Raw genomic sequence first — 25,702 nt, 5'->3', positions numbered from 1 at the left:
GTGCGCGGCGGCTGCGCCGGCTGCTGCTCGTCCACGCCATCACCTCGCGGGGCCCGCCGGCCCCGGCCGCCGTCCGCTGACGGCGTCCCCAGGATCCCCCGCCCGGGCCCGTGCCCGGGCGCACCCGCGCGATCCCCGCGCGGTCCCGCGACCATCCGGCGACTAACCGCGAAGGACATTCGGCGATGACTCCTGCCCTGCCGCGCCCGCGTTCCGCACGAGGCCGCTCACCCCACGACGACGCGAAGGTGACCTCCTGGGCGCTGGCCGCCCGTGACGGCGACCCGACCGCCGTGGAGACGTTCGTCCGCGCCACGCACAAGGACGTCTGGCGGTACGTCGCCCATCTGAGCGCCGATCCGCAGTCCGCCGACGACCTGACCCAGGACACCTATCTCCGGGCGCTGCGCAGCCTGCCCGGGTTCGAGGGCCGCTCGTCGGCGCGCACCTGGCTGCTGTCGATCGCGCGCCGCACGGTGGCCGACCGGTTCCGGTTCGCCGCCGCCCGGCCCCGGCTGCTGGACACCGACGACTGGCAGACGGCGGCCGAGGGGGCGCAGCACTGCGGCCTGCCCGGCTTCGAGGAGGGGGTGGCGCTGGCCGAACTGCTCGCCCTCCTGCCCGCGCAGCGACGCGAGGCGTTCGTGCTGACCAGCATGCTCGGGTTGCCGTACGAGGAGGCCGCGCAGGTGGCGGGCGTGCCGATCGGCACCGTCCGCTCGCGGGTGTTCCGGGCCCGTACCGCACTGGTCCGGCTGCTCGCGGACGCCGAACGGCACACCGGCGCACCGGCCCTGACGGGCGCCCCGGCCACCGTCGGCACCGGGGCCGGAGCCGGAGCGGGTGCCGGGCGCGCCCCGGCCCCCGCACTGCCCCCGTTCAGGCGCACGGCGGCATCCCGATGTACCGTCACCGCCTTCAGCGTCGCGGGCCTGGGCTGCGGCCACTGCGAGAAGTCGGTCAGCGCGGAGCTGGCGGCCATCCCCGGCGTCACGAAGGTGCTGGTCAGCGTGCCGGCCGGGCGGGTGACCGTCTCCTTCGAGCGGGCCGTCGACGACGAACGCGTCCGCCGTGCGGTCGACGGGGCCGGCCTGACGCTGGTCGGCCGGGTCTGAGCCGTCCTCGACGCCGGGTGGCCGGAGGAGCCCGTTCTCCAGGGCTCTCCCGGCCGCCCGGCCGGCCGTCAGACGGCCTCGACGGCCAGTTGCCGCAGCGCCCTGCGGTCCGGCTTCCCGGCCGGGGTCAGCGGCAGCGCGTCCAGCAGGAGCAGCCGCTCGGGGTGCTTGCGCCGTTCCAGGCCGCGCCCGTCCAGGTGCGCGGAGAGGTCCTCCAGGGTCGGGGTACGCCCCGGCCGCGGCACCAGGCAGGCCGCGAGCCGCTCGCCCATCAGCGGGTCGGGCACTCCGGTGCAGAGCACGTCCCGGACGTCCGGGTGCGCGGAGAGCTCGCCCTCGACCTCGGCCGGGCTGATGTTCGCTCCGCCCCTGATGACGATGTCCTTGAGCCGGCCGACCAGCCGCAGCATGCCGTCGGTGTCGAACATGCCGAGGTCGCCGGTGCGGACCCAGCCGTCGGGGGTGCGGTAGCGGCGGTTCAGTTCGGGCGCGCCGACGTAGCACAGCGGCGTCATCGGGCCGCGTGCCACGATCTCGCCGACCTCGCCCGGCGTGGTGTCGAGTTCGCCGGCGGCGGTGGTGATGCGGATCTCGGCCACCGAGGAGTCGGGGCGGCCGATGGCGGTGCCGGGGCCGCCGGCCCGGTCCGGTTTCGGGTCGAGGCCGCTGTGGCAGTTGACGCCGTCGGCCGAGCCGTAGAGGTTCACCACCGTGCAGCCGAAGGCGCGTTCGGCCTCGGCCCGGGTCGCCTCGTCGAGCGGGGAGCCGCCCAGGACGAGTGCGGCGAGGCCGGGCAGCGGCTCCGTCACCAGGTCGAGCATCATCCGCACCATGGTCGGCACCCCCAGGACGTGGCTGGGGCGGTGGCGGCGGATCGCCTCCACGGCCTCGGCGGGGGTGAAGCGCTCCAGCAGGTCCAGCGTGCCGCCGTGCCGGGCCAGCGTGACGGCGGTGCCGCTGCTGCCGAAGGCGGAGGCCAGCGGAACCAGGAAGAGGCAGTGCGGTCTGGTGCCCGGCGGCAGCAGGGCGGCCAGGAAGTTGCCCCGTCCGCCGGCCAGCGCGTTGTGCGAGTACGCCACCATCTTGGGCTCCGCCTCGGTGCCGGAGGAGACCAGGATCCGGGCGGCCGAGTCGGGGGCGGGACGCTCCGGCGTGAAACCGGCCGCGTCGGTGCGCAGCAGCTCGCCCAGTGCCAGGCAGCCGTCCGGCACCGGCCCGTCCCCGGCCGCCACCACCACCCGCAGGGCGGGCAGTTCAGCGGCCAGTGCGGCGAGCTCCCGGGCGGGTTCGGTGCCGCGGTACCGGGTGGCGACGATCACCGCGCCCGCTCCGGACCGGCCGAGCAGCGAGAGCGCCTCCCGGCTGCCGCGCCCGACCGGGAACGGCAGGGCGACCGCGCCGAGCGCCGCCAGCGCCAGGTCGGCGGCCACCGCCTCGTGGGTGTTGGGGAGTTGGACGCCCACCACGTCACCCGCCCGGATTCCGGCGGTACGCAGCGCGGCGGCCAGACATCGGGCCTTGCGGTCGAGTTCGGCGTAGCTGGTCGCGCCGTCGGCGTCGATCACGGCGGTACGTCGCGGGTCGGCGACGCGGTGGGCGCGGAAGAGGCTGTAGAGGTCGAGGTCGGGGTAGCTGCCGTCGGCGGCCCAGGCCCGTCGTAGCGCGGGCGGAACGAGGTCGGGGATCGGGATCGGGGGTGTCACGAGAACCTCCAGGGCGTGGGTACGGCGAGGGCGCCGTGGCTGTCGCGGGTCAGGGCGCCGCGCAGCCGACGGTCGGCGGGCAGGGCGCGCAGGTCGGTGGTCACGGCGGTGGCGGTGAGACCCCGGGCGCGCAGCAGGGCGACGGCGCTCGTGGTGCCGAGGTGCCGCAGGCGTCCGGTGTGAGCGCGGGCTCCGGCGGCCGAGTCGTCCGCGACGGCGACCCAGCCGTCAGCGGTGGGCAGCGGCCGGCGGAACCCGGCGGGCCGGCGCGGGTCGCCGCCGGCGGCGGCCTGCCGCAGGGCCGCGCCGGTGAGGGTCTCGGCGGCGCCGAGCAGGGAGGACTCGGTGCGCACGCCGCGCCCGGTGCGCTCGCGCAGCAGCAGCGCCGCGAGGACCGCCTCGGCGCCGTGCAGACCGCCGAGCACGTCGAGCAGGGTCATCAGGGACGGCGCGAGCGGCTCGTCGGCCGGGCGGGCCGCGTCGGCGACGCCGGTCCGGGCCTGCACCATGAAGTCGGTGCCCAGCGGGGCTCCCGGCAGCCGGCCGGCCCAGCCGCCGGTGTAGGCGTACACCAGGCCGGGGTTGACGGCGCCGAGCGCGTCGGCGTCCAGGCCGAGCTGCTCGGCCTTGCCGGGCGCCCAGTTGTGCAGGAACACGTCTGCGCCGGCGGCGAGTTCGCGCAGCTCGTGCTGCCCGGCGGGGGTCTTGATGTCGATCTGCTCCGCGCGCTTGCCGCGGTTGAGGGCGAGCCAGCGGGCCGAGACGCCGTCGCAGCACGGCGGCATGCCGCGCAGCGGGTCGCCGCCCGGCGGCTCGATCCGGATCACGTCCGCGCCGAGCAGGCCGAGCAGGTGGGCGGCCAGCGGGGCCTGGACGCGCCGGCCGGCCTCCAGCACGGTGAGCCCGGCGAGCGGCAGCGCGACCGCGGCGGGCCGGGCGGCGGGCTCGGCCGGGGTGCGGGCCGCCTGCTCGCCCGTCCGGAAGCTCCAGGGCTCGCCGGGCGGCGGGTCGCCGGCCCGCTCGGCCAGCGTGCGGACCCGGCAGACGTCGGCGCCGACCGCCGCCGCGGCCCGTCGGACGGCCGCCCAGGAGGCGGCGCGGGTGGCCGCGTGCAGGGCCTCGGGCAGCGGGGCGCAGGCCGTCGCGTAGCGGAACTGGAACGGGCGCCAGCCGCTGCGGACGGCCTCCGACGGCGCACCGAGGGCCCGCCAGAACGCGGCCCACAGACCGGGATCCAGCGCCTCCAGTTCGAAGCGGGTGCCGTCGGCGGCGGTGAACGGCGGGCTGCTGCCCGGCGCGAGCAGGACGGCCTCGTCCTCCGGCGCTCCGGCCGCCGCCAGGTACTGCGACACCGTCAGCAGCGCGGCCCGGTCGGCGCCGGTGCGCACGTGCGCGCCGCTGCCGCCCCGGGCCTGCCCGACCAGGGCGGCGAGCAGGCCCTGCACGGTGAGCACGGAGGCACAGGTCGCGGCGTAGTCGGTGGCGAGGCCGCGGGGTTCGCCGTCGCGCCGGCCGTGGACGTGCATGATCCCGGCGACGGCCTGCACGGTCGCCTCCTCGGCGGCGTCCGCGTCCGTGCACAGGTCCGCCCAGGCCAGCTCGGCGCTGACGCCGCCCGGCGCCTGGAAGCGGGCCGGGCCGGCCGGGCCGGGTATCTCCACCGGTCTCGCGCCGAGGGCCCGCAGGTGCGCCACGGCGGGGGCGGTGAGCGCGGCCGGCCCGCAGACGCTCACCTCGACGGCGTCGAGCGGCTGGGCCGCGAGGGCAGGGGCCAGGGGGGCCATGTCACTCCTCTCCGGCGGCCGCGGGCGGCCGCACGGGACTGCTGAACGGGCACGGGTGGTCGGGCTGGGCGGGCACTGGAGGGGCAGTGGGGCGGGTTGTCCGGACGACGCCGGGAACTCGGCGGCCTCGGCAGCCGACCAGCTCCACAGCCAGAGAGTCGGATCGTCACTTCATCGGGTTCCCGATGAATCCGGAGGAATCGTCATGAATGATCAGAAAGCCTCCTTCGCCGGGCAGGGACTGCCGGACTGTCCGCCCGACCTGACCGGACTCCGCGAGCAGGTCACCGCGTTCGTCCGGGAGCGGGTCATGCCGTGCGAACCGGTGCTCGACGCGGGCGGCCCCGACGCGCGCGCGACCATGGCACGGCTCCGGGGCGAGGCCCGGGCGGCCGGGCTCTGGGCCCTGCCGCTGCCCGTCGAACTGGGCGGCCAGGGCCTCCCGCTGACCCGCTACGCGCACCTCGCCGAGGCCGAGGGCGCCAGCGACCACGGGCCGGCCGCGCTCGGCTCCGCCCCGCTGCTGGACGTGCTGATGCTCGCCCGGCACGGCACGCCGGCCGTCCGGGACGCCTTCCTCAAGCGCGTCACCGCCGGCGAACTGCGCACCTGCTACGCGATGACCGAACCCGACACCCCCGGCACCGACCCCGCGCTGACCGCCACCCGGGCCGTGGCCGGCGCCGACGGCCGGTGGACGCTGCACGGACGCAAGTGGTTCACGACCGGGGCCGCGGACGCCGACCTGGTCACCGTGCTGGCCCGCACCGAGGACGATGCCCCGGCCTCCCGGGCGCTGTCCCTGCTGCTGGTGCCGACCTCGGCGCCCGGCTTCCGGGTGGTCCGCGAACTGCCGGTCCTCGGCGCGGGCGGCCAGTGGGAGATCGAACTCGACGGCGTCACCGTGCCCGCCGACCACCTGGTGGGCGAGCGCGGCCGGGCCCTGTCGATCGCCGGCGAGCGGCTCCGGCTCGGCCGGGTGCTGCGCTGCCTGCGCTGGCTCGGCCAGGCCACCCGCGCCTACCGGCTGATGTGCGAGCGCGCCCGCACCCGCACCCAGGCCGGCGGCCCGCTCGCCGACCGCCAGCTCGTCCAGCAGTTCGTGTTCGACTCGCTGCTCGCCATCCGGAGCACCCGCCCGCTGGTGCACGAGGCGGTGGCGCGGCTGGAGAGCGGGCAGGACGCCCGGGTCGAGACCGGCCTGGCCAAGGTCGCGGCGGCCCGCATGCTCCAGCAGGTCACCGACGCCGCGATCCAGGTGCACGGCGCGGCCGGGCTCGGCCCCGACACCCCGCTGCCCGCCCTGTTCCGGGCCGGGCGGGCCGCCAGGCTGCTGGACGGCCCCGACGAACTGCACGTCTCGGCGGTCGCCCGCCACGTGCTGCGGCCCGCCTGAGGCCCGCGTGCGGTGCGCCGCCGCCGGGCCTCAGACCGTGAGCGGCCCGGTGAGGCCGGTGAGCACCGCCAGGCCCAGGGCCAGGAAGAAGTCGCCCCACACCAGCTCGTGGCGGACCGCCAGGCCGCGATCCGCGTCGTAGCAGCCGTCGAGCAGCATCCCGGCCGGCCTCGCGGCCCCCGGCTCCGACAGGTGCCGCTCGCAGAGCAGTCGCAGCACCGACTCCGCCCGCGCCCGCAGCCGGCCGGCCTCGTCCGGACGCCCGGACGAGGCCCCCAGCGCCGCCAGCTTCAGCGCGGCGACCGCCTCGATGGCGGCCGCCGAGGTGTCCACCGGGCCGCCGGGCGGCCCCGCCGGGGGGACGGGCGGGGCGGGCTCGGCGAGCCGCAGTGCGGCCAGCCGCCCGGCCGCCGACCACAGCCCGGCAGACAGCCCGGCAGACAGCCCGACGGATGGTCCGGATCGCGGGCCGGGCTGCGGCGGAGCCTCCGGGAGAGCCAGACCGTCGGCCACCCCGAGCAGCAGCCAGGCGCCCGTCCGGCTCCAGCCCGGGGCCGGCTCCGCGCAGCCCCGCCAGCCGCCACCGGGCGCCGCCTCCCAGGCCGGGCGCGGCGGATCCTCGCCGAGGCAGAGGTCCAGATGCCGTGTCAGGTGCGAGCGGGCGGCCGCCACACCCGCGTCCCCCGCCCGGGCGAGCAGCGGAGCCAGGCCCGGCACGCCGTCCGCCCGCGCCAGCAGCCGGGGACCGCCGAACGCGTCGCCCCACGGCAGCAGGCCCAGCTCGGGGTCGAAGGCGGACAGGCAGGCCTGCGCCGCCCGCTCGCGCAGGCCGTCCGCCGTGCCGTCGGCCAGCGCGGTGCCGTACCAGAGGATCAGGCCCCGGGTGGCGGTGTCCCGCTCGGCCCAGCCGGCCAGCCCGGCGGTGCACTCCCGGGCGGCCGCCCGGTCGGCGCGCCCGCCCGAGGCCAGCGCCCGCAGCCACAGCAGGCCGGCCCAGAAGCCGCCCGTCCAGGCCCCGCGACCGGTCGTCGTCCACCGGCCGCTGGCCGGGTCGGCGTACAGCGGAAAGCGCGGCCCGACCTCCTCGGCGGTGACCGTGACCCGCCGCAGGACGGCGGTCAGCGCCTGCCCGGCCCAGTCCATCCCTCCGCCGCCCTGGTCCGCCTGGCCCACCCGCCCGTCGCGTTGGTCCTCCCGGCTCACCGGCCCGCCGCCCCGGTCCGCCTGGTCCACCCGCCCGGCCGGGATCACGCGCGCACCGCCCTGACCCGGCGCAGGGCCAGCGGCGCCGTGACCGCCGCCGCGCCCGCGAACTCGCAGGCGACCAGCAGCCAGCCCGGCCCGTAGCCGGCCAGCGACACCACCGCGCCGAAGGCCGGCGGCCCGACCGCGAACCCGGCGAAGAAGCCCGCCGCGACCAGCGCCGAGTCCTGCCCCGCCCGGCCGGGCGCGGAGCGGCGCATCACCAGCACCATCGACACGGCGTTCGCCGACACCGCGAACGCCCCCACCGCCACCACTCCCGGCCAGACCAGCAGGTGCAGCAGCACGGCGGCGGCCAGCAGCAGCGCGGCGCCGACCGCGCCGAGCGCCAGCAGGGTGGGCAGTGCCTCGGCCCGGCCCTCCCCGTCCGCCGCGCGCGACCAGCCGACCCGGCCGGCTATCCCGGAGAGGCCCAGCACGGCCACCGGCAGCGCCGCCACCGTCGCCGACAGGCCGAGCCGCTGACTGCCGAACAGCGCCAGGTAGGTGTTGACGGAGGAGATCCCGCAACCGAGCAGGACCGAGAACCCCGCGAGCCTGCGCACCACGCTGCCCGCCGCTCCGGCCCGGCCGCCGGCGCCCGGGAGCCGGAGCGGGTCGGCGGGCAGCGTCCGGGCCGCCCAGACCGCCGCGCCGGCGGCGGCCGCCGCCGCCGTCCACACCGCGCCCCGCCAGCCGACACCCGCCGCCAGCAGCGAGAGCGGCAGCCCGGCCGCGAACGCGCCGAACTGCACGCCCGACTGCTTCCAGCCGGTGACCGCGCCGCGCCGCTCGGCCGGGAAGGCCGCCAGGATCACCTTGTTGGTGGCCGGGTTGGCCAGCGCCTGCGGCAGGCCGCCGAGCGCGACGGCGGCGAGCAGCCAGGCGGCGCCGGGTGCGGCGCCGATCAGCGTCAGCGACACGGCGGCGAGGAGCAGCAGTGCCACCACGCACCGCCGGGGCCCGACCCGGTCCACCAGCCGGCCGGCGACGGGCGAGAGCAGCGCCGCGACCCCGAAGCCCGCGGTGGTGGTGAGCCCGAGTTCGGTCCGGGAGACTCCCAGCTCCCCGACCAGCCGGGGTCCGAGCGCCCCGACCAGGAACAGCTGCATCATCGAGAACGCCATCGCCCCGGTCAGCAGGGCGGCCACCGGCGTGCCCGCGGCGGCGGGCGGTCCGGCCGCTCCGACCGCGCCTGTGGTCCGCGAAGCCTCGTCACCTCTGGTCGTCTGCACTGGCGTCCCTCCGGATACGTCGTCTGCGCGGCCCCCACAGGCAGTCGGGCGGGCGGCCCGCCGAGTTCCCGGGCTCCGGGCGCGCACCGGCGCACTCCCCCGCGAGGCATCAGCGCCTGCCGGTGGGCAATGCGCCCCGCGACACGAACAGGCGTCGAGCAGTCGCACAGTGTTACTGATCACATACTGTGAGCGACCGACGTGCCCCTGATCGACAGGCCCCTCCACGGAACTGGAGACACCCGTGATCGAACAGCTCTGGCTCCACCCGCCGCTCGCCTTCGCCCGGCTCGGTCCGTCCCCCGTGCCCTGCGACAACTACCGCTGGGGGCCGAGCGACCTCTCGCCGCGCGGCACCGGAAAGACCACCGTCGTCCCGGCGCCGACGCTCGATGTCGCCGCCGACGGCACGCTGACCGAACGGATGCCGGAGCAGGTGCGGTTCAAGGACGACCGGGGCTTCCGCCCGGTCTGTCCGTTCTTCGAACTGCACGGCACCTGGACGGCCGACGGGCAGCGCCGCACCGGCCCGGTCACCACCGAGGTGCTGGCCGGCTTCGGCCTCGGCCCGGCCGACGTGCGCTGGGAGGTGGCGGTCGCCAACCTCAAACCGCACCAGTACACCCAGGTGGACGGCGACCGCGTCGAGGCCCGCGTCCAGGTGCGCGGCGACGACCACCGGCGGCACGGGCTGGCCGGCCGCTCGCCGCAGGGCACCGGCCTCGTCCCGTTGGTGCCGCCCGGGGCCGAGGTGCCGCTGGGCTCCGTCCAACTGCCCGCACCCGACAGTACGTTCCCCGAACTGCGGCTGCGGTTCACGCCCGCCGTGGGCGCGGTGTACGGGCCGACCGACCTGGCGCAGAAGACCAGCCGGTACACCCTCCCGGCCGGGCGGCTCGTGCTGAACCCGGACGCGCGGTGGTGCAGCTACGAGATGGACCCGGACGACCCGCGCACCGTTCCGCAGGAGCTGTTCGCGGGCGCCGAGAGCCAGCGGGGCCTCGGCCTGGTGGACGACGTCTGCGACGGCCTGGTCACCGTCACGCTGCCCGGCGGGCTGGTCGCCACCGCCCGGATCGTGGTCAGCCCGCCCGACTTCGCGCCGGACCGCCGGCCGTTCGTCTCGCTCGCCGACGGCCTGACCGACCGGGTCCGCCGCGGGGACGTCCGCGAACCCGCCTACCTCGGCGACGTACGGCGGACGGCGCTGGAGGTCCGCGACCTGTTCGAGCGCGTCCTGGAGGCGATGTCCGCCGTCAACGTGGACGTCCAGAACGACCGGGCCACGCTGGAGAACGCCGGCCTGGCCGGCCCGCTCGGCGTCGACCCGGCCGAGGCCAGGTCCAGGACCTTCGCACCGCCCGAACCGCTGCTAGGCGTGCTGCTCGGGCTCACCGAGCGCGCCCGCCGCCGGCACCGCCGGTTCGTCGCGCTGGAGGTACTGGAGGACCTGATGCGCGAGCAGCCGGAGCTGATCGAGCGGGTGATCCGCGGACCCGTGACCGACGAGCGGATGTACGACCGCCGGATGCCGGTCTCGATGCGCGGCTCCGACGCGTTCCCGATGCACCTGACCCGGCGTCAGTACGACCTGCTGGTGGGCTGGGCCCACTCGCTGCGGACCGAGATCGAGGCGGGCACGTGAGCGTCCTGGTCCAGATCGGGCGCCGCCCCGAGGAGCCGGCCCGCGAGCCCGCCGGACCGGCCGCGCCGCCCGGCCTGGCGGCGGAGGCCCGGGTGTTCCGCAGCGCGCACGGCGCCCACCTGTTCGTCGCGGACGGCAGCCGGATCTACGACCTGACGGCGGAGAGCGCCGACCGGCTGGAGAGCTGGACGGCCGCCGCGCACACCCGCGCCGAGGACGCCGAGCTGGCCGCCGGGCTCGGCCTGCCGCTGTGGGGCGGCGCCGGCGCACCGGCCCCGCGGATCGACGGCACGCCCGCCGAGGTGCCGCCGCTCTCCGCGCTCTCGCTCAACGTCATGCAGGCCTGCAACCTCAGCTGCGGGCACTGCTACGCGGACGAGGGCCGGTTCGGCGGTCCGGCCCGCCGGATGCCCCGGCACACCGCCTTCGCCGCCGTCGACCGGCTGCTCGCCGAGGCCGGCCCCGGCGCGGACGTGGTGGTCGGCTTCATGGGCGGCGAGCCGCTGCTCGCCCGCGAGCTGGTGCACGAGGTGACCGCCTACGCCACCCGGGCCGGGGAGGCGGCCGGCCACCGGGTCCGGTTCTCGCTCACCACCAACCTGACGACCGTCCGGCCCGAGGACGCCCGGCTGTTCGCCGGGCACCCGTTCACCGTCGCCGTCAGCCTGGACGGCGACCGGGCCGGGCACGACGCCCTGCGGCGCGCGCCCGGCGGAGGCAGCGCGTACGACCAGCTGCGCGCCGGCCTGGACGTGCTGCGCCGGCACGGGCGCCCGCGCCACCTGTCCGCCCGGGTCAGCGTCACCCCGCACACCGGGCGGCTGCCGGACATCCTGGAGCACGGCATCGGCCTGGGTTTCGACGAGGTGGGCTTCGCGGCCGTGGTCAGCGCCCCCGACCCGGCGTTCGAGATCGGCCCGGCCGCCTTCGCCGGCTTCCTGGACGGGATGCTGGAGTGCGGCGGGACCGCACTGCGGGAGCTGGCGGCCGGGCGGTCGTACCCGTTCGGCAACTTCCAGACCGCGATGCGGCAACTGCACCTCGGCAGCCACCGCCCCTACCCCTGCGGCGCCGGGGCCGGCTACCTCAGCGCCTCCGCCGAGGGCGGCCTCTACGCCTGCCACCGGCTGGTCGACGACCCCGCCTTCGCGATGGGCACGGTCGGTGAGGGCCCCGACCGGGCGGCCCGCGAACGGCACCTGGCGAACAGCCACGTCGACCGGATGCAGCCCTGCCGGGGCTGCTGGGCCCGCTACCTCTGCGGCGGCGGCTGCTACCACGAGGTCGCCCGCCGGGGCCGCCCCGGCTGCGACTACATCCGCGGCTGGCTGGCCTTCTGCCTGCGCGCCTACGTCGAACTCCTCCAGGCCGCACCAGACTTCTTCGAGCAGCAGCAGGCGGGGCCCGCCGCCGTCAGCGACCCCACCACCATCGCCCGGTAGGGCGCACCGATCCCAGCAAGGAGCCGTCCATGCCCGACCCGGAGAGCCCCGACCTGCCCGTCCCCGAGGGGAAGATCTTCCCCCGCAACCTCACCGCCCGGGCCGACTTCGTGGTGCGCGGCAACCCGCCGGGCACCCGCCCGGAGAGCGGGGTCGACAACTGCTTCCCCGGGCTGGAGTTCGACCAGCGCAACCTGGAGAAGCACTTCTTCCCGGGCCTGACCGTCGACTTCCACCGCGGCGAGGGCTCGCAGGTGATCGCGGTCACCGGCGGCGTCGCCGCCGCCCGGGGCCTGACCGGGGCCGACCTGCCGCTGTACCTGTGGGAGGTGTGCGGCCGCACCACCGTCGACCAGACCGAGGCGCAGGCCCCCGTGGTGCTCTGCCGGGACTTGGGCGGGCTGGACGTCTGGCGGCGGGTGCACGACCTGCTCCCCGGCGCGGTCGCCGTGGTGGTCGGCCCGGTGCCCGGCGTGATCGCCCCCGGCCAGGACGTGGTGGACGGTGGCCTGAACCGAGCCCGGCGGGACGGCGCGAGCTCCGTCGTCCGGGCACCGGACGGCACCCTCGACCACGCCGTGCTGGTCGCCGACCGGGCCCGCTTCCTCAACGAGAACGGCGTGATCGACCCCGAGGTGTACGAGCCCGGGGACCTCACCCGCAGTCTCTGCGCCCCCTGGCAGTACGACTTCCGGGACTGCGGCTGCTACTACTGGGCCGCCTCCAAGCCCGACATCGCCACCAGTTCGGACGGGCGGTTCCACGATCTCAACTTCCTGCGCAGGGACCGCACCACCGTGCCGCCGGAGCCCGACCTCAAGGTCTTCGCCGGCCGGACGGCGAAGGAGCTCACCCACCCGCAGCTGATCGCCGACTGGAACGTGCTGCCCGTCGTGCTCAACGGCCGGGAGGACGACAGCCTCGGCCTGCCGGCCACACCCGTCACCGAGCCGCTCACCCCCGCGGAGGTGATCGCCGAACTGGAGTACCTGGCCACCGTCGAGCACGCCCTGTGCGTGGAGTACCTGTACGCCCACTACTCGCTCGCCGCGCCGATGACGCTGCCCGACGGCGCGGACGCCGTCACCCGACGGGTCTTCGCCGCCGCGGACGAGGTGTTCTCGGTCGCCGTCGACGAGATGCGCCACCTGCGCTGGGTGAACGAAGCCCTCGGCACCCTCGGCCGCCCGCCCCGGCTCGGCCGGGCCACCGCCATCCACCGCCAGCTCGACCAGCCCTTCGAGCTCAAGCCGCTGACCGCCGAACAGCTCGACTGGTTCATCGACGTCGAACGGCCCAGCCAGCAGGTCGGCACCGGCGTGGACGGCATGTACGTCCGGCTGCACCAGGCGCTGATCCGCGATCCGCAGCTCTACCCCGGGGCCGACCGCCTGGCGCACCTGATCAAGCTGATCATCGACGAGGGCGAGGACCACTTCCACCGCTTCACCGCCGTCAAGGGCCACCTGGCGGGCCTGACGCCCGCACAGTACCTGCGCCCGCTCGCCGCCACCGCCCAGGCCCCGCTGGACCAGCACCTGCTCGACCTCGGCGACCAGAACTACGCCGTGCTGCTCGGCCTGCTCGACGTCACCTTCGGGCTGCACGACCGGGCCGGCGGCGTGCTCATCGAACAGGCCCGGCGGGCCATGACCAACCTGCACGAGATCAACCACCTGCTCGCCGGACGCGGCCTGGCACCGCGCTTCACCCTGCCCGCCGCCGTCGCCCCGGCGGCGCCCGGCGCCGACCCCGCGCTCACGAACGGCCAGGCGACGCGCGCCGCCGCCGAGGCCGCGATCCGGGCCCTGACGGAGATCGGCGCGCTCACCGACCCGGCTGCCCTCAGCACCCGGGCCGTCGTCACCCGCCACCGGGCGGACATGGAGGCCCTGCTGGCCGCGCTGAGCGGCATCGGCGGACAGCCTTGACCCGCGTCACCGTCACCCTCGCCGGATCCGGACTGGCCGAACTCACCTGCGCCCGGCTGCTGGCCGAGCGCGGCCACCGGATCCGGCTGCCGGCGCGGGAACCCGCGGGCCCGCGGCCGCTGCTGCTCAACGCCCCCACCCTGGAACTGTTCCGCTCACTCTGGCCGGAGGACCCGGCGGCCCTGCTGCCCGGCGCCGTCCGGCTGACCGGGCGCCTGGTCGGCTGGGGCGCCGGCACGGCGCCCCGCCGGCTGGCCCAGCCCGCCCTGCTGGTGGACGGGACGGCGCTGGCAGCGCGCCTGGCTGCGCTGCTCGCCGACCGGTGCTCGGGCGCGGGCCCGCACGACTGGCTGGTCACCGCCGCCCCCGGCGGACAGCCGGCGGCCGGGCGCCGCCGGCTGCTCGCGGGTGAGGCCCTGCTCGCCCGCGGCGTGGACGAGCGGACGGCCCGGCTGGAGTGCACCACCCTCGGCTGGCTCCAGCTCACCCCGCTCGGCGACGGCCGGGCCCTGCTCCAGGCGATGGTGCCCGGCCCGGTCGAGCGGCCGGCCGCGCTGCTGGCCCGGCTGCTGGCCGGCTCCCGGCTGGCGCCGCTGCTGCGCCGCGCCCCGAACTCCGCGGCGGCCGTCGAGGCGGCGCCCCGGCTCCATCCGGCCCCGGCCACCGCACCCGCCGCAGCGGCGGCCGGCCCCGCACCGGGCCGGCTGGTGGTCGGCGCCGGGGCGATCCGCTACGACCCGCTCAGCGGCACGGGCACCGCGCAGGCCCTGCGCACCGCGATCCTGGCCGCCGCCGTGATCGACTCGGCCGCCCGCGGCACCCCGCCGGGCCCCCTCTGCACGCACTACACCGCCCGCCTGGCGGCCGCCTTCCGCGAGCACCTCGACCGGTGCGCCGCCCTGTACGGCGAGGCCTTCCCCTGGCCGGCCTGGCAGGACGAGATCGACGCCGCGCGGGTGGCCGGCTCCGGCACGGGGTGAGGCTCCGGCTCCCCCGGCCGGCCGACGGGGCGTCACTCCGCCCTCGGCGCCGCCGACCTGCACGACGGCGACCCGCCCTGCCGGTCGGGCGTATGCGGCGAATGTGGCGGAGATCGCAGGCGACCGCGACCGGCCGGGGCGGTAGTGTTGGCCTTCGCTGTAACGACAGTCGAGACAGGTTGGGCATGCGCACACGCCAACTGCGTTCCGGGCGGGCACCTCTGGGTCGCCGGCCGCTGTCGCACGCGCTCCCCCGTCCGGGCGCCGGCGCCCGGCTCGTGCGGCGCCGCTGGATCGACGGGGTCGGCTCGCCGACCGGTCTCTGTCGACCGTGACCGTCCGGCCCGCCTTCTCCACGTACTCCCGCTAGCGCGCAGCACCGCGTCCCGGGCCCGCCGTGCCCCGTCGCGGCGCGGCCGTCCGCCGTTGCCTGCCGTCGGCCGTCCATGAGTTCAGAGCCGCAGAAATCGAGGAACGGTTTCACCATGCCCAATTCGTACGTGTACACAGCGGACAGCGCGCCGCAGGCCCCGGCCCGGCCCGTCGAGGCGCATCCGCTGGACAACCCCGCCCGGTCGGCCCTGCTCGGGCCGCATGCGCACCTCGCCGAGCGGCTCGGGGACGTGCTCCGCTACCCGGCCGACGTGTCCCCCTGGGTCGGGCTGCCGGACCAGCCCGACGAGACGACCTGGCGCGACGTCGCCGCCCTCTTCGGGCCGGGCGCCATCGTGCCGGTGGCCGGCGGCGCGGCCGCCGCTCCCGCGCACTGGGAGGTCGTCATGAACGCCGGCGGAGTACAGCTGGTGGACGACGGTGTGGCCGCCGCGCACGACGAGGAGGCCGTCCGCCTGGGGCCCGCCGACGTGCCCGAGATGCTCGCGCTGGTGGAGCACGCCAAGCCGGGCCCGTTCCTGCCCCGCACCATCGAACTCGGCACCTACCTGGGCATCAGACGTGACGGCGCGCTGGTCGCGATGGCCGGCGAGCGGCTGCACCCGCCGGGCTGGACGGAGATCAGCGCGGTCTGCACCGCCGACGGCCACCGCGGGCAGGGCCTGGCCACCCGGCTGGTGCACGCCGTCGCGGCCGGCATCCGCGATCGCGGCGAGACGCCCTTCCTGCACGCCGCCGCGAGCAACACCAACGCGATCCGGCTGTACGAGTCGCTGGGCTTCCGACTGCGCCGCCGGACCAGCTTCCTCGCCGTCCGGGTGCCCGACGCCGGATCCGGCGCATGACCTCGGCGGTGGCGGAGGTCGTCACCCTGGCCGCCGAGCTGATCGCGATCGACACCAGCAACACCGGCGACCGGAGCGGGCGCGGCACCGAGCGGGCGGCCGCCGAGTACGTCGCCGCCAAGCTGGCCGAGGTCGGCTACGAGACGACGTACGTCGAGTCCGGCGCTCCCGGCCGGGGCAACGTGGTCGCCCGCCTCCCCGGCGCCGACCCGTCGCGCGGCGCGCTGCTGGTGCACGGCCACCTCGACGTCGTCCCCGCGGACGCGGGCGAGTGGACGATCCCGCCGTTCTCGGGCGAGGTGCACGACGGCTACGTGTGGGGGCGCGGCGCGGTCGACATGAAGGGCATGGTCGCGATGACGCTGGCCGTCGCCCGGCAGTTCAAGCGCGACGGCGTGGTGCCACCGCGGGACCTGATCTTCGCGTTCGTCGCCGACGAGGAGGCCGGCGGGTTCTACGGCGCGCGCTGGCTGGTGGACAACCGGCCGGAGCTGTTCGAGGGCGCCACCGAGGCGATCAGCGAGGTCGGCGGCTTCTCCGTGTCCTTCGACGGCGGCACCCGGGCCTACCTGGTCGAGACGGCCGAGAAGGGGGTGATGTGGCTGCGGCTGAAGACCACCGGCACGGCGGGGCACGGTTCGATGCTGCACACCGACAACGCGGTCGCCAAGCTCGCCGCGGCCGTCACCCGGCTCCAGGAGCACCGCTTCCCGCTGATCCTCACCGACCCGGTGCGGGAGTTCCTGGAGGGCGTGGCCGACCTCACCGGCGTCCCGTTCGACGAGCGGGACCCGGAGGCGGCGGTGGCCCGCCTGGGGAACCTGTCGCGCATGATCGGCGCGACCCTGCGCGACACCGCCAACGTCACCATGTTCGACGCCGGGTACAAGGCCAACGTCGTCCCCTCGGTCGCGCGGGCGACCGTCGACGCCCGCGTCCTGCCCGGCCGGGAGAAGGCCTTCGAGGCCGAACTCGCGGAGATCCTGGGGCCCGACGTCGAACGCGAGTGGGACAGCCTGCCGCCCGTCCGGACCACCTTCGACGGCGCGCTCGTCGACGCGATGGCCCTGGCGATCGGCGCCGAGGACCCGGGCGCGCGGGTGCTGCCCTACATGCTCTCGGCGGGCACCGACGCGAAGTCGTTCGACCGGCTGGGCATCCGCCACTTCGGCTTCGCCCCGCTGAGACTGCCCGCCGGGCTGGACTTCACCGCACTGTTCCACGGCGTGGACGAGCGGGTGCCCGTCGACGCCCTCGAATTCGGCACCCGGGTGCTGGACCGCTTCCTGCGCACCTGCTGACCGACCACCACCACTCCAGAGGATCCAGAGAGGTTCTGACGATGAGCCGGATACCGAACTACGCGAGCGCCGTCGACACCACCGCCCACGGCGAGTACCGGATCAACCGGGCGCCGGACGACACCCGCCCGCTCTACCGCTTCACCGGCCGGATCACCGCCGACGGCTCCAGCGGCTTCCGCGCCGAGCCCGGCCGCTACCACCTCTACGCGGGCTGGTTCTGCCCGTGGGCGCAGCGGGTGACGATCCAGCGCGCCCTGAACGGCCTGGAGGACGTCGTCTCGGTGTCCTACGTCGACGGCCGCCGCGACGGGCGCGGCTGGGCCTTCCGGGAGACCCACGGCGCGGACCCGGTCAACGGTTTCACCCTGCTCCGCGAGGCGTACGAGGTGACCGAGGCGGGCTTCGACGGGCACATCTCGGTGCCGACCCTGTGGGACCGGGAGACCGGCCGGGTGGTGAGCAACGACTTCACGACCATCGGCATCGACCTGGCCACCGAGTTCGGCGGGTGGAGCAACGGCGCGGACCTGTACCCGGCGCGGCTGCGGGCGGAGATCGAGGAGCTGAACGGCCGGCTGGGCCCGGCCGTCAACCACGGCGTCTCCGCCGCCGCGGGTGCCGGCCCCGGTGCGGCCACGGCCCGCGCCGACCTGCTGGCGGCCTTCACCGAACTGGACGCGCGGCTGAAGGGCAGCCGCTACCTGCTCGGTGACCGGCTCACCGAGGCGGACGTCCGGCTCTGGGTGACGCTGGCGCGCTACGACGTGGGGAGCAACGCCGGCCGGGCGATCAACCCGGGCCTGGCCGAGTACCCGAACCTGTGGGCCTACGCCCGCGACCTGTACCAGCAGCCGGCCTTCACCGACACCACGGACTTCTCGACCTTCACCGCACCGGGCGCCACGCTGCCCGACTGGACGGCCCCGCACGGGCGCGAGGCCCTGACGGCCCCGTGAGCCCGTGCGTGCCACGCTCCCGCCGGGCCCGGCGGGAGCGTGGCACGGACGGCTGCCGTCAGCCCGGTCCGGCGGCGCGGGTGAGGCCGAGGTCGTAGGCGAGGATCACGGCCTGCACCCGGTCGCGGGCGCCGATCTTGGCGAGGACGCGGCCCACGTGGGTCTTGACGGTGGACTCGGCGAGCACCAGCCGCCGGGCGATCTCGCCGTTCGTCCAGCCCCGGGCGATAGCGACCAGGATCTCCCGTTCGCGGTCGGTGAGGGCCTTGAGCCGGGGGTCGTCGGCCGCGTCCTGGCCCGGGCCGCGGGCCGGCAGGTGCTGGGCGTACGCGTCGAGCAGGCGCCGGGTGAGCCCGGGGGCGATCACCGCGTCGCCGGAGGCGACGGCGCGGATGCCGGCCAGCAGTTCCTCCGGCAGCGCGTCCTTGAGCAGGAAGCCGCTCGCTCCGGCGCGCAGCGCCGCGTGGGCGTACTCGTCCATGTCGAAGGTGGTGAGCACCAGGACGCGGCAGCGCCCGCCGGCCGCCACGATCCGCCGGGTCGCCTCGATGCCGTCCATGCCGGGCATCCGGACGTCCATCAGCACCACGTCGGGGCTCAGCTCGGCGGCCCGGCGGACGGCGTCGGCGCCGTGGGAAGCCTCGCCGACGACGTCGGTCTCCGGGGTGCTTTCGAGCAGCATGCGAAAGCCCAGCCGCTGGAGGGGCTGGTCGTCCACGATCAGCACGGTGGTCACGAGGCGGGGCCTTCCGGGGCGGCGGGCGAAGTGGCGGGCGAGGGAGTAGGTGAGATGGCGGGCGAGGAAGCGGGTGAGGTGGCGGGCGGGGTGAGGTTGAGCAGGGCTTCGACCGTCCAGCCGCCGCCCGGTCGCGGGCCGGCGGTGACCGTCCCGTCGAACAGCGCGGCGCGCTCGCGCATGCCGGCCAGGCCGTGGCCGTCCCCGTGGGGCCGCGGGGCGGGCGGTCCGCCGTCCGGCGGGCCGGTGTCCTGGACGCCGATCCGGACGAGCACGCCGGCGACCTCCACCCGCAGGTCGGTCCTGGTGCCGGTGCCGGCGTGCTTGAGGCTGTTGGTGAGCGCCTCCTGCGCGATCCGGTAGACCGCCAACTGCGCCGCCGGGTCGAGCGACTCCAGATCGCCGACCGTGCGGTAGCGGACTTCCGGCCCGGCGGCCCGGATCCGTTCGCACAGGCCGTCGAGGTCTGCGGTGCCCGGCTGCGGGCTGAACGCGGGGCCGTCCCGCTGCTCGCGCAGGACGCCGAGCATCCGGCGCATCTCGCCGAGCGCCTGGCGGCCGGTGCCGGCGATGAGCTGGAGGGCCTCCCTGGCGCGCCCGGGGTTGGCCTCGGCCGCGTAGGCCCCGCCGTCGGCGAGGCCGATGATCACGGACAGGTTGTGGCCGATGATGTCGTGCATCTCGCGGGCCACCCGGGCCCGCTCGGCCGCGGCGGCCAGCTCGGTGCGCTGGTCGCGTTCGATCTCCAGGCGTACCGCGCGCTCGCGCAGCGCCAGCAGGTGGGCCCGGCGGATCCGCAGGACGAGCCCGAGCGCGACGGACGCCGTGGCGGCGCTGGCCAGGAAGAACAGCGCGTCCCCGAAGTACAGTGCGGCCGACACCCGGACGGCGACCACGCTCAGCGCGCCGGCCATCGCGGCGCAGGCCCAGGGCAGGTGCCGCAGCCGGCCGTGCAGCGCCAGGCTGTAGAGGGCGATCAGCAGGGCGACGTCGGCGCGCAGCCAGACCACCATGATCCACTGCGCGGTGAAGACGGCGACGACGACCGCGAAGGTGGCGGACGGCGCCCGGCGCCGCCACCACAGCGGCAGGATCAGCGCGAGCTGCCAGGCCAGCGTGCCGGCCGTACCGAGCCGCGCGAGCCGGAGCTGGCCGCGGTGTTCGCGCGCGCCGCCGCCGTGGACCAGGTCAGGGAGACAGAACAGCAGGAAGGCCGCGGCAACCGTCAGGGTGTCGAGGACCCACGGACGGTCCGCGTCGAACTGCCGCAGGCGCTGCCCGGCCCGGGCCAGCCTGGCGACCAGCGGATGCCCCCAGAGCGGTTCGAGGCCCGGAAGGGTGAGCTCCGGGGAGGCCCCGGCGGCTGCGCTGCCGTCTGTGGTCACGGATTTCACCTGTTCGTAAGGGGTGACGGCCGGCGGGGCCGCCCGGATCGCCCGGACTCCCCGCCGGCCCGCCCGGACGCCCGGTCAGGCGTCGGTGCGCACCAGCCGCCAGGCCGCGCCGGCCAGCGCCAGGGCCGTCCAGGCCAGGAAGACCGCCAGGCCCGCACCGGGCGCCAGCGCCGGTGCGGTGTGGTGCAGGGCGAACATCGACTCGCCCGCGCTGCTCGGCAGGTACGGGCTGATGTGATCCTGCCACGAGGTCGGCAGCAGGCCGACCAGGCCGGGGATCAGCATCAGCGAGGCGACCAGGACGGAGATGCCGCCCGCCACCGAGCGCAGCAGCGCGCCCAGCGCCGCACCGATCACGCCGACCAGGGCGAGGTAGAGCCCGGCGCCGAGCAGGCTGCGCACCACGCCCGGGTCGGAGAGCGACAGCGCGGCGGGCGTACCGGAGACGATGCCGCTGCCGACCAGGAAGGCGGTGAAGGCGCCGACCGTACCGACCACCAGGGCGACCGCGCCGTACACGGCGGCCTTGGACCACAGCACCGGCAGCCGGCGCGGGACGGCCGCCAGCGTGGAGCGGATCATGCCGGTCGAGTACTCGCCGGCGGTGACCAGGACGCCGAGGACGCCCAGCGCGAGCTGGCCGAACCCGGTGCCGAACAGCGAGAGCTGCACGGCGGTGGCGTCGGCGAAGTCGCGGTCCAGCCGGCCGCCCTCGGTGATCCGGGACTTGTAGTGGGCGCACGCGATGAGGCCGAACGCCACCACGAACAGCAGGGCCAGGCCCAGCGTGATCCAGGTGGACCGGAGGGACCAGAGCTTGGCCCACTCGGCGCGCAGCACCCGGCGGCCGGTCACCCGGTAGGCCGGGCGGGCGGCCGGGGCGGCGGGCGGCTCGGAGGTGTGGATCGGGGCGATGGTGCTCATGCCGCCCTCCCGGGGGTGTCGGTACGGGTGCCGGTGGTGCCGGTGGTGCCGGTGGTGTCGATCCCGGTGGTGGTGCCGTGGTACTCGACGGCGTCCTTGGTCAGCTCCATGAACGCCTCCTCCAGCGAGACGGACCTGGCGCTCAGCTCGAACAACGCGATGCCGTGCTCGGCCGCCTTCAGCCCGATCTCGCGGGCCGTCAGGCCGGTGACCTGGAGCTCCTCCGAGCCGGCCCGGCCGGTGATCTCGACGCCGGGCGCGGACAGCAGCTCGCGCAGCCGCGCCGGGTCGGCACTGGCCACCTTCACGGTGTCCCCGCCGGCCTGGCGGACCAGGTCCTCGACGGTCGTGTCGGCCAGCAGCCTGCCCCGGCCGACGACGATCAGGTGCTCGGCGACCAGTGCCATCTCGCTCATCAGGTGCGAGGAGACGAAGACCGTACGGCCCTCGGCGGCCAGCCCGGTGAGCAGGTTGCGGATCCAGAGCACGCCCTCGGGGTCGAGGCCGTTGACCGGCTCGTCCAGCATCACCGTGGCGGGGTCGCCGAGCAGCGCGGCCGCGATGCCCAGGCGCTGGCCCATGCCGAGCGAGAACGCCCCGGCGCGCTTCCTCGCCACCGTCCGGAGGCCGGTCAGCTCGATGACCTCCTCCACCCGTCGGCGCGGAATTCCGTGGGTGTAGGCCTGGGCCATCAGGTGGTCGAAGGCCGAGCGGCCCGGGTGGATCGACTTCGCCTCCAGCAGCGCGCCGACCTCCTGGAGCGGGGACGAGTGCTCGGCGTAGCGCCGGCCGTTGACCGTCACCGACCCGCCGCTCGGGGCGTCCAGGCCGACGATCATCCGCATCGTGGTGGACTTCCCCGCGCCGTTCGGCCCCAGGAATCCCGTCACCGACCCGGGCCGCACGGTGAAGTCCAGCCGGTCGACCGCCGTCTTCTCCCCGTACCGCTTCGTCAGCTGCTGCGCCTCGATCATCGATGCTCCCTCGCCCTCGGGCGCCGGCCGTCCCGGTCCGCCTCACCCGTAACGCTAGGCGCAGGAGGAGCCGCTTCCGTGGTACTGCGGCGGCGACTACGGCGACCGGGTGGTACCGGGGTACTACGCGTCGCCGGCCCACCGTCGCCCGGGTGCGCGCCGTCACCGTCGCGACGGATCCGGCCGGGTGTCACCGGATCCGGTGAGACCTCGCCGGATCCGGGCCCCTGGGCCGTACGAACCCCCTACGGTGCGAGTACGCCCGTCCCCGCCCGTCCAGCCCCTGGAGAATCCTGGTGAACGCACCCGCCATCGACGGCAGCGCCCCCGGCGTCGATCCGGAGCTCGCCCGCTACCTCGCCGCACACGCGGCGCCGGCCGCCTGCGCGGACGCGCTGATCCGGGACGGCCGGGGCCGGATCCTCCTGGTCGACCCGACCTACAAGGACGGCTGGGACCTGCCCGGCGGCATGCTGGAGGACGAGGAGCCGGCGCTCGCGCTCGGACGCGAACTGGCCGAGGAGCTCGGGCTGGCCGTCGAGGTCGGCCGGCTGCTCGCCGTCGACACGATCCCCGCCGCGGTGTACGGGCGGACCGTCCTCGCCCTCCTCTACGCCGGCCACGTCCCGGGCGAGGTGGACACGGATGCGCTGACCCTTCAGGACAGCGAGCTCCGCGCGGCCGGCTTCTTCCCGGAGGCGGAGGCGCTGGCGCTGCTGCCGCAGGCCGTCCGGCGCCGGCTGGCCGCCGCGCTCGGCGCCGAACGCGGCCCGCACACCGCGCTGCTGCGCGACGGCCACCGGCTGCCGGCCCGCCCCCGCGACCACTACGCGCAGCTGCCCGCACCGATGATGGCCGCCACCGTCCTGGTCACCGACACGGCCGGGCGCGTCCTGGTGCTCCAACCCGGGTACGCGGACGCCCTGGAGCTGCCCGGCGGCATGGTCGAGGCCCACGAGTCCCCTTCCCAGGCGGCCGCCCGCGAGCTGGCGGAGGAGCTGGCCCTGACCGTCCCGCTCGGGCGCCTGCTCGTGCTGGACACCGCGCCCGGCTCGGCGGGCGCCCACGGCCGCGCCCTGACCTGCACCGTCTTCGCCACGCCGCCGCTCACACCGCAGCAGGCCGGCGCCCTGGAGTTCCCCGACGGCGAGATCGTCGCCGCCCACTGGATGGAGCCCCAGGAGGCCGTCCGCCGCCTCCCGCCCCGGCTCGCCGCCCGGGTGCAGGCCGGACTCGACGCCCTCGCCACCGGCGGCATCGTCCACCTGGAGGCGGGCGTCCCGGCTCGGCCGGCCGACGTCCCGGCCGCGCGCGGGGCGAAGGCCGACCGGTAGTCAACGGATTCGGCCAGGCGCTTCGAGCACACCCCAGGGCAGCACAAGTCGGATTGCGTGCACACAATCCGACCGTAGTCTCTCCTTCACTCCCACCTAAACGCTAGGCTCTGTGCTGCCGCTCCGGCACATGCCGGTGGCAAAAGGCAAGGTGAGGCGGCTGTCGAGCTCCGGCGTACAGCCCTGTTCCAGTGGGGGACGTCAGTGCGGGAAATGGTCAAGGGTGCGAACGTCGGGCTGGCCGCACTCTGCGAGGACGCGGGCTCCCTCATCGTGGGCCTGGGCTGGAGCAGCCCCACGGGTGACGGGGACGCAGACGTCTCCGTTCTCCTGGTCACCGAGGACGGCAAGGTCCGGAGCAACGCCGACTTCTTCTTCTACAACAACCCGGCGGCCGAGGACGGCAGCGTACAACTACTGGGCCAGACCCTGACGGAGGCCGGCAGCGAGGACCGCATCCAGCTCGACCTCACCGCCGTACCCGGCGACATCGGACGTCTCGTGATCGCGGCGAGCCGCCACCAGCGGGCGGCCTTCGGCCAGTTGGACAACCTCCGGCTGGTGCTCACGGACAGTGCCGGCGAGCAGCTGCTCGGCTTCTCCATCGCCGACGCGAGCACGGAGAGCGCGTTCGTGTTCGGCGAGATCTACCGGCGCAACGAGGAGTGGAAGTTCCGCGCCATCGGACAGGGGTACGACACGGGCCTGGCCGGGCTGGCCACTGATTTCGGCATCGACATCGACGACGACGCGGAGGCGGAAGCAGAGACCGACGCGGCTCCGGACACGGAGAGCAGCGCCGGGGATGAGCCCGGTGCCGCGGACGCGCAGCCTCAGGAGCCGACTCCGGTCACCGAGCCGGTCCGGCCCGAGCCGGTCGGGCCCGCCAAGGTGCTCCTGCCCGCACAGGCGACGGCCCCCGTCACGGCCGCCGCGTCGACGCCCGCGACGGCGAAGCGGCTTCGCACCGCCAAAAAGAAGGTGACGCTGCCGAAGGAGCCGAAGAAGTCGCTGGCCGAGAACGACGCCTGGAGTTCGGCGCGGCTCTTCCCGGTGACCACGCTCAAGAGCGACCGGGAGCGCGAAGTCCGAGCGACCTCCGTCCTCCTCTCCGTGATGGCGCAGGTGCCGGAGTTCGGCCGCAAGCTCACCGCCGCCTTCGGCGCGCCCGCCGGGCGGATGGAGACGTTCACCGAGGTATCGCTCCCGCACGGCGACTCCCCCAAGCGCCCCGACGGCGTCATCCGGGTGGAGCGCGCCGGACGGCTGTGGACTGCCCTGGTGGAGAGCAAGACCAACGGAAACCCGCTGAAGGCCGAGCAGGTCCAGGACTACATGGACATCGCCGCCCGGCGCGCCTACGAGGTGGTGATCACGCTCTCCAACGACGTGGCGCTGGAGGGAAGTCCGTTGGTGCCGGTCAAGGTCGACGGGCGTCGCAAGCACAAGGTCGTCCTGTGGCACCTGTCCTGGGCAGAGGTCGCATACCAGGCGAAGATGCTGATCCGCCACGAGGGAGTGGCCAATCCTGCCCACGCGTGGCTCCTCCAGGAGCTCCTGCACTACCTCCAGCACGAGAACTCCGGCTGCCACGGCTTCCAGAACATGGGCCCGGCCTGGGTACCCGTCCGCAACGGGATCGACGATGAGACGCTCTGCCAGGGGGACGAGCGGGCCACCCAGGTCATCGAGAGCTGGGAGCGGCTGATCCGCCAGGTCTGCCTCCAGCTCGGCGGCGAGCTGGGCGTACGGGTACTGCCCGTCCAGCGCGCCCGGCGCGGTGACGATCCCCGGGCGCGCCGGGCGGCCCTCGCCGACCGGCTCTGCACGGAAGGGCGTCTGCACGCCGAGCTCAGAATCGACGACACCGTCGGCAACATCGCGGTCGTGGCCGATCTGCGGGTCGGGAAACTGCGCACCTCCGTCGAGATCCCCGCCCCGGAGCAGGGGTACCCGCTGAGCTGGGTGAAGCGCCTGGTCAAGCAGCTCGCCGAGGCGCCCGCGGATCTGCACGTGGAGACGCTGACCGACGGATCCGGCCCAGGGCCCCGCGGCACCCTGGAGAAGCTGCGCCCCGAACCGGGCGACCTGCTGCCGAAGGATGCTTCGAAGATCACCGGCTTCCGACTGTCACTCTCGAAGAGCGTCGGCAGCACGCGCGGCAATGCCGAGTCCGGGTTCATTCGCAGTGTCGATGCCGCCGTGGAGCGGTTCCAGTCGACGGTGGTGGCCCAGCTCGACCAGCGCCCGGCCCGTCGGACGGCCTCGTAGGGCTTGCCTCGCGGATCGGTCCGGTCAACGGGAACGCCCCGGGGCCGCCGCCGGGGTGGGTCTGACAGACCTACCCTGGGGCCGTGGGCCGGCTCCGG

General features: G+C 75.8%; 19 protein-coding genes. 11 read left to right on the top strand and 8 right to left on the bottom strand.

The window, feature by feature from the left end; all coding sequences use genetic code 11:
* The first annotated feature begins 185 nt into the window (after positions 1 to 185).
* Positions 186 to 1,115: a sigma-70 family RNA polymerase sigma factor gene (locus ACFUK0_RS20490; RefSeq protein WP_380252151.1), complete on the top strand. Its 930-nt coding sequence runs from the start codon at positions 186 to 188 to the stop codon at positions 1,113 to 1,115.
* Positions 1,116 to 1,183: 68 nt separating this feature from the next.
* Here ACFUK0_RS20490 and ACFUK0_RS20485 read toward each other — a convergent pair whose 3' ends face one another.
* Entirely contained in the window at positions 1,184 to 2,818 is a 1,635-nt protein-coding gene (locus ACFUK0_RS20485; RefSeq protein ID WP_380252149.1) for a class I adenylate-forming enzyme family protein, read from the bottom strand.
* On the bottom strand, positions 2,815 to 4,602 hold the full coding sequence (locus tag ACFUK0_RS20480; protein ID WP_380252147.1) for a CoA transferase: 1,788 nt from the start codon (positions 4,600 to 4,602) through the stop codon (positions 2,815 to 2,817). Before ACFUK0_RS20480 ends, ACFUK0_RS20485 begins: the two co-directional genes overlap by 4 nt.
* 205 nt (positions 4,603 to 4,807) lie before the next feature.
* On the opposite strand from ACFUK0_RS20480, the gene ACFUK0_RS20475 reads away from it, so the two are divergent.
* A complete protein-coding gene (locus tag ACFUK0_RS20475) occupies positions 4,808 to 5,998 on the top strand; it encodes an acyl-CoA dehydrogenase family protein (RefSeq protein ID WP_380252145.1) in 1,191 nt (396 codons plus the stop codon).
* A 30-nt stretch (positions 5,999 to 6,028) separates the two neighbouring features.
* Here ACFUK0_RS20475 and ACFUK0_RS20470 read toward each other — a convergent pair whose 3' ends face one another.
* On the bottom strand, positions 6,029 to 7,249 hold the full coding sequence (locus ACFUK0_RS20470; RefSeq protein WP_380252143.1) for a sugar ABC transporter permease: 1,221 nt from the start codon (positions 7,247 to 7,249) through the stop codon (positions 6,029 to 6,031).
* A complete protein-coding gene (locus ACFUK0_RS20465; RefSeq protein ID WP_380252153.1) occupies positions 7,246 to 8,367 on the bottom strand; it encodes an MFS transporter in 1,122 nt (373 codons plus the stop codon). The genes ACFUK0_RS20470 and ACFUK0_RS20465 overlap by 4 nt, the downstream gene beginning before the upstream one ends.
* Before the next feature lie 352 nt (positions 8,368 to 8,719).
* Between ACFUK0_RS20465 and ACFUK0_RS20460 the strand changes: the two genes are divergently transcribed.
* The 7 genes from ACFUK0_RS20460 to ACFUK0_RS20430 all read left to right on the top strand — a co-directional run bounded on the left by ACFUK0_RS20460 (position 8,720) and on the right by ACFUK0_RS20430 (position 17,971).
* On the top strand, positions 8,720 to 10,120 hold the full coding sequence (locus tag ACFUK0_RS20460) for a hypothetical protein (RefSeq protein WP_380252141.1): 1,401 nt from the start codon (positions 8,720 to 8,722) through the stop codon (positions 10,118 to 10,120).
* Positions 10,117 to 11,562, top strand: a complete 1,446-nt coding sequence (locus ACFUK0_RS20455; protein ID WP_380252139.1) for a radical SAM protein — start codon at positions 10,117 to 10,119, stop codon at positions 11,560 to 11,562. The genes ACFUK0_RS20460 and ACFUK0_RS20455 overlap by 4 nt, the downstream gene beginning before the upstream one ends.
* A 29-nt stretch (positions 11,563 to 11,591) precedes the next feature.
* On the top strand, positions 11,592 to 13,493 hold the full coding sequence (locus ACFUK0_RS20450) for a ferritin-like domain-containing protein (RefSeq protein ID WP_380252137.1): 1,902 nt from the start codon (positions 11,592 to 11,594) through the stop codon (positions 13,491 to 13,493).
* Complete coding sequence (locus tag ACFUK0_RS20445; protein WP_380252135.1) at positions 13,490 to 14,473, top strand: hypothetical protein; 984 nt, start codon at positions 13,490 to 13,492, stop codon at positions 14,471 to 14,473. Before ACFUK0_RS20450 ends, ACFUK0_RS20445 begins: the two co-directional genes overlap by 4 nt.
* Positions 14,474 to 14,958: 485 nt before the next feature.
* On the top strand, positions 14,959 to 15,711 hold the full coding sequence (locus tag ACFUK0_RS20440; RefSeq protein ID WP_380252133.1) for a GNAT family N-acetyltransferase: 753 nt from the start codon (positions 14,959 to 14,961) through the stop codon (positions 15,709 to 15,711).
* Complete coding sequence (locus ACFUK0_RS20435; RefSeq protein WP_380252131.1) at positions 15,708 to 17,012, top strand: M20/M25/M40 family metallo-hydrolase; 1,305 nt, start codon at positions 15,708 to 15,710, stop codon at positions 17,010 to 17,012. Before ACFUK0_RS20440 ends, ACFUK0_RS20435 begins: the two co-directional genes overlap by 4 nt.
* 41 nt (positions 17,013 to 17,053) lie before the next feature.
* Positions 17,054 to 17,971 (top strand): glutathione S-transferase C-terminal domain-containing protein, encoded by a 918-nt coding sequence (locus ACFUK0_RS20430; protein ID WP_380252129.1) that lies wholly within the window; start codon positions 17,054 to 17,056, stop codon positions 17,969 to 17,971.
* Positions 17,972 to 18,029: 58 nt separating this feature from the next.
* Here ACFUK0_RS20430 and ACFUK0_RS20425 read toward each other — a convergent pair whose 3' ends face one another.
* The 4 genes from ACFUK0_RS20425 to ACFUK0_RS20410 all read right to left on the bottom strand — a co-directional run bounded on the left by ACFUK0_RS20425 (position 18,030) and on the right by ACFUK0_RS20410 (position 21,999).
* Positions 18,030 to 18,707, bottom strand: coding sequence for a response regulator (locus ACFUK0_RS20425; RefSeq protein WP_380252127.1), 678 nt, complete (start codon positions 18,705 to 18,707; stop codon positions 18,030 to 18,032).
* Positions 18,704 to 20,092 carry a sensor histidine kinase gene (locus ACFUK0_RS20420; protein WP_380252125.1) on the bottom strand — a complete coding sequence of 463 codons (1,389 nt, stop codon included), beginning with the start codon at positions 20,090 to 20,092 and terminating at the stop codon, positions 18,704 to 18,706. The genes ACFUK0_RS20425 and ACFUK0_RS20420 overlap by 4 nt, the downstream gene beginning before the upstream one ends.
* An 84-nt stretch (positions 20,093 to 20,176) precedes the next feature.
* Positions 20,177 to 21,025, bottom strand: coding sequence for an ABC transporter permease (locus tag ACFUK0_RS20415; RefSeq protein ID WP_380252123.1), 849 nt, complete (start codon positions 21,023 to 21,025; stop codon positions 20,177 to 20,179).
* On the bottom strand, positions 21,022 to 21,999 hold the full coding sequence (locus ACFUK0_RS20410) for an ATP-binding cassette domain-containing protein (protein ID WP_380252121.1): 978 nt from the start codon (positions 21,997 to 21,999) through the stop codon (positions 21,022 to 21,024). The genes ACFUK0_RS20415 and ACFUK0_RS20410 overlap by 4 nt, the downstream gene beginning before the upstream one ends.
* Before the next feature lie 296 nt (positions 22,000 to 22,295).
* Here ACFUK0_RS20410 and ACFUK0_RS20405 point away from each other — a divergent pair, with 296 nt between their 5' ends.
* Positions 22,296 to 23,333 (top strand): NUDIX domain-containing protein, encoded by a 1,038-nt coding sequence (locus tag ACFUK0_RS20405; protein ID WP_380252119.1) that lies wholly within the window; start codon positions 22,296 to 22,298, stop codon positions 23,331 to 23,333.
* A 213-nt stretch (positions 23,334 to 23,546) separates the two neighbouring features.
* Positions 23,547 to 25,604, top strand: coding sequence for a TerD family protein (locus ACFUK0_RS20400; RefSeq protein ID WP_380252117.1), 2,058 nt, complete (start codon positions 23,547 to 23,549; stop codon positions 25,602 to 25,604).
* The last annotated feature ends 98 nt before the right edge of the window (positions 25,605 to 25,702 follow it).

Source organism: Kitasatospora sp. NPDC057223, assembly GCF_042669755.1.
Classification (GTDB): domain Bacteria; phylum Actinomycetota; class Actinomycetes; order Streptomycetales; family Streptomycetaceae; genus Kitasatospora.
Note: the sequence above shows the minus strand (reverse complement) of the source record. Positions and strands in the feature narration are given on the sequence as shown.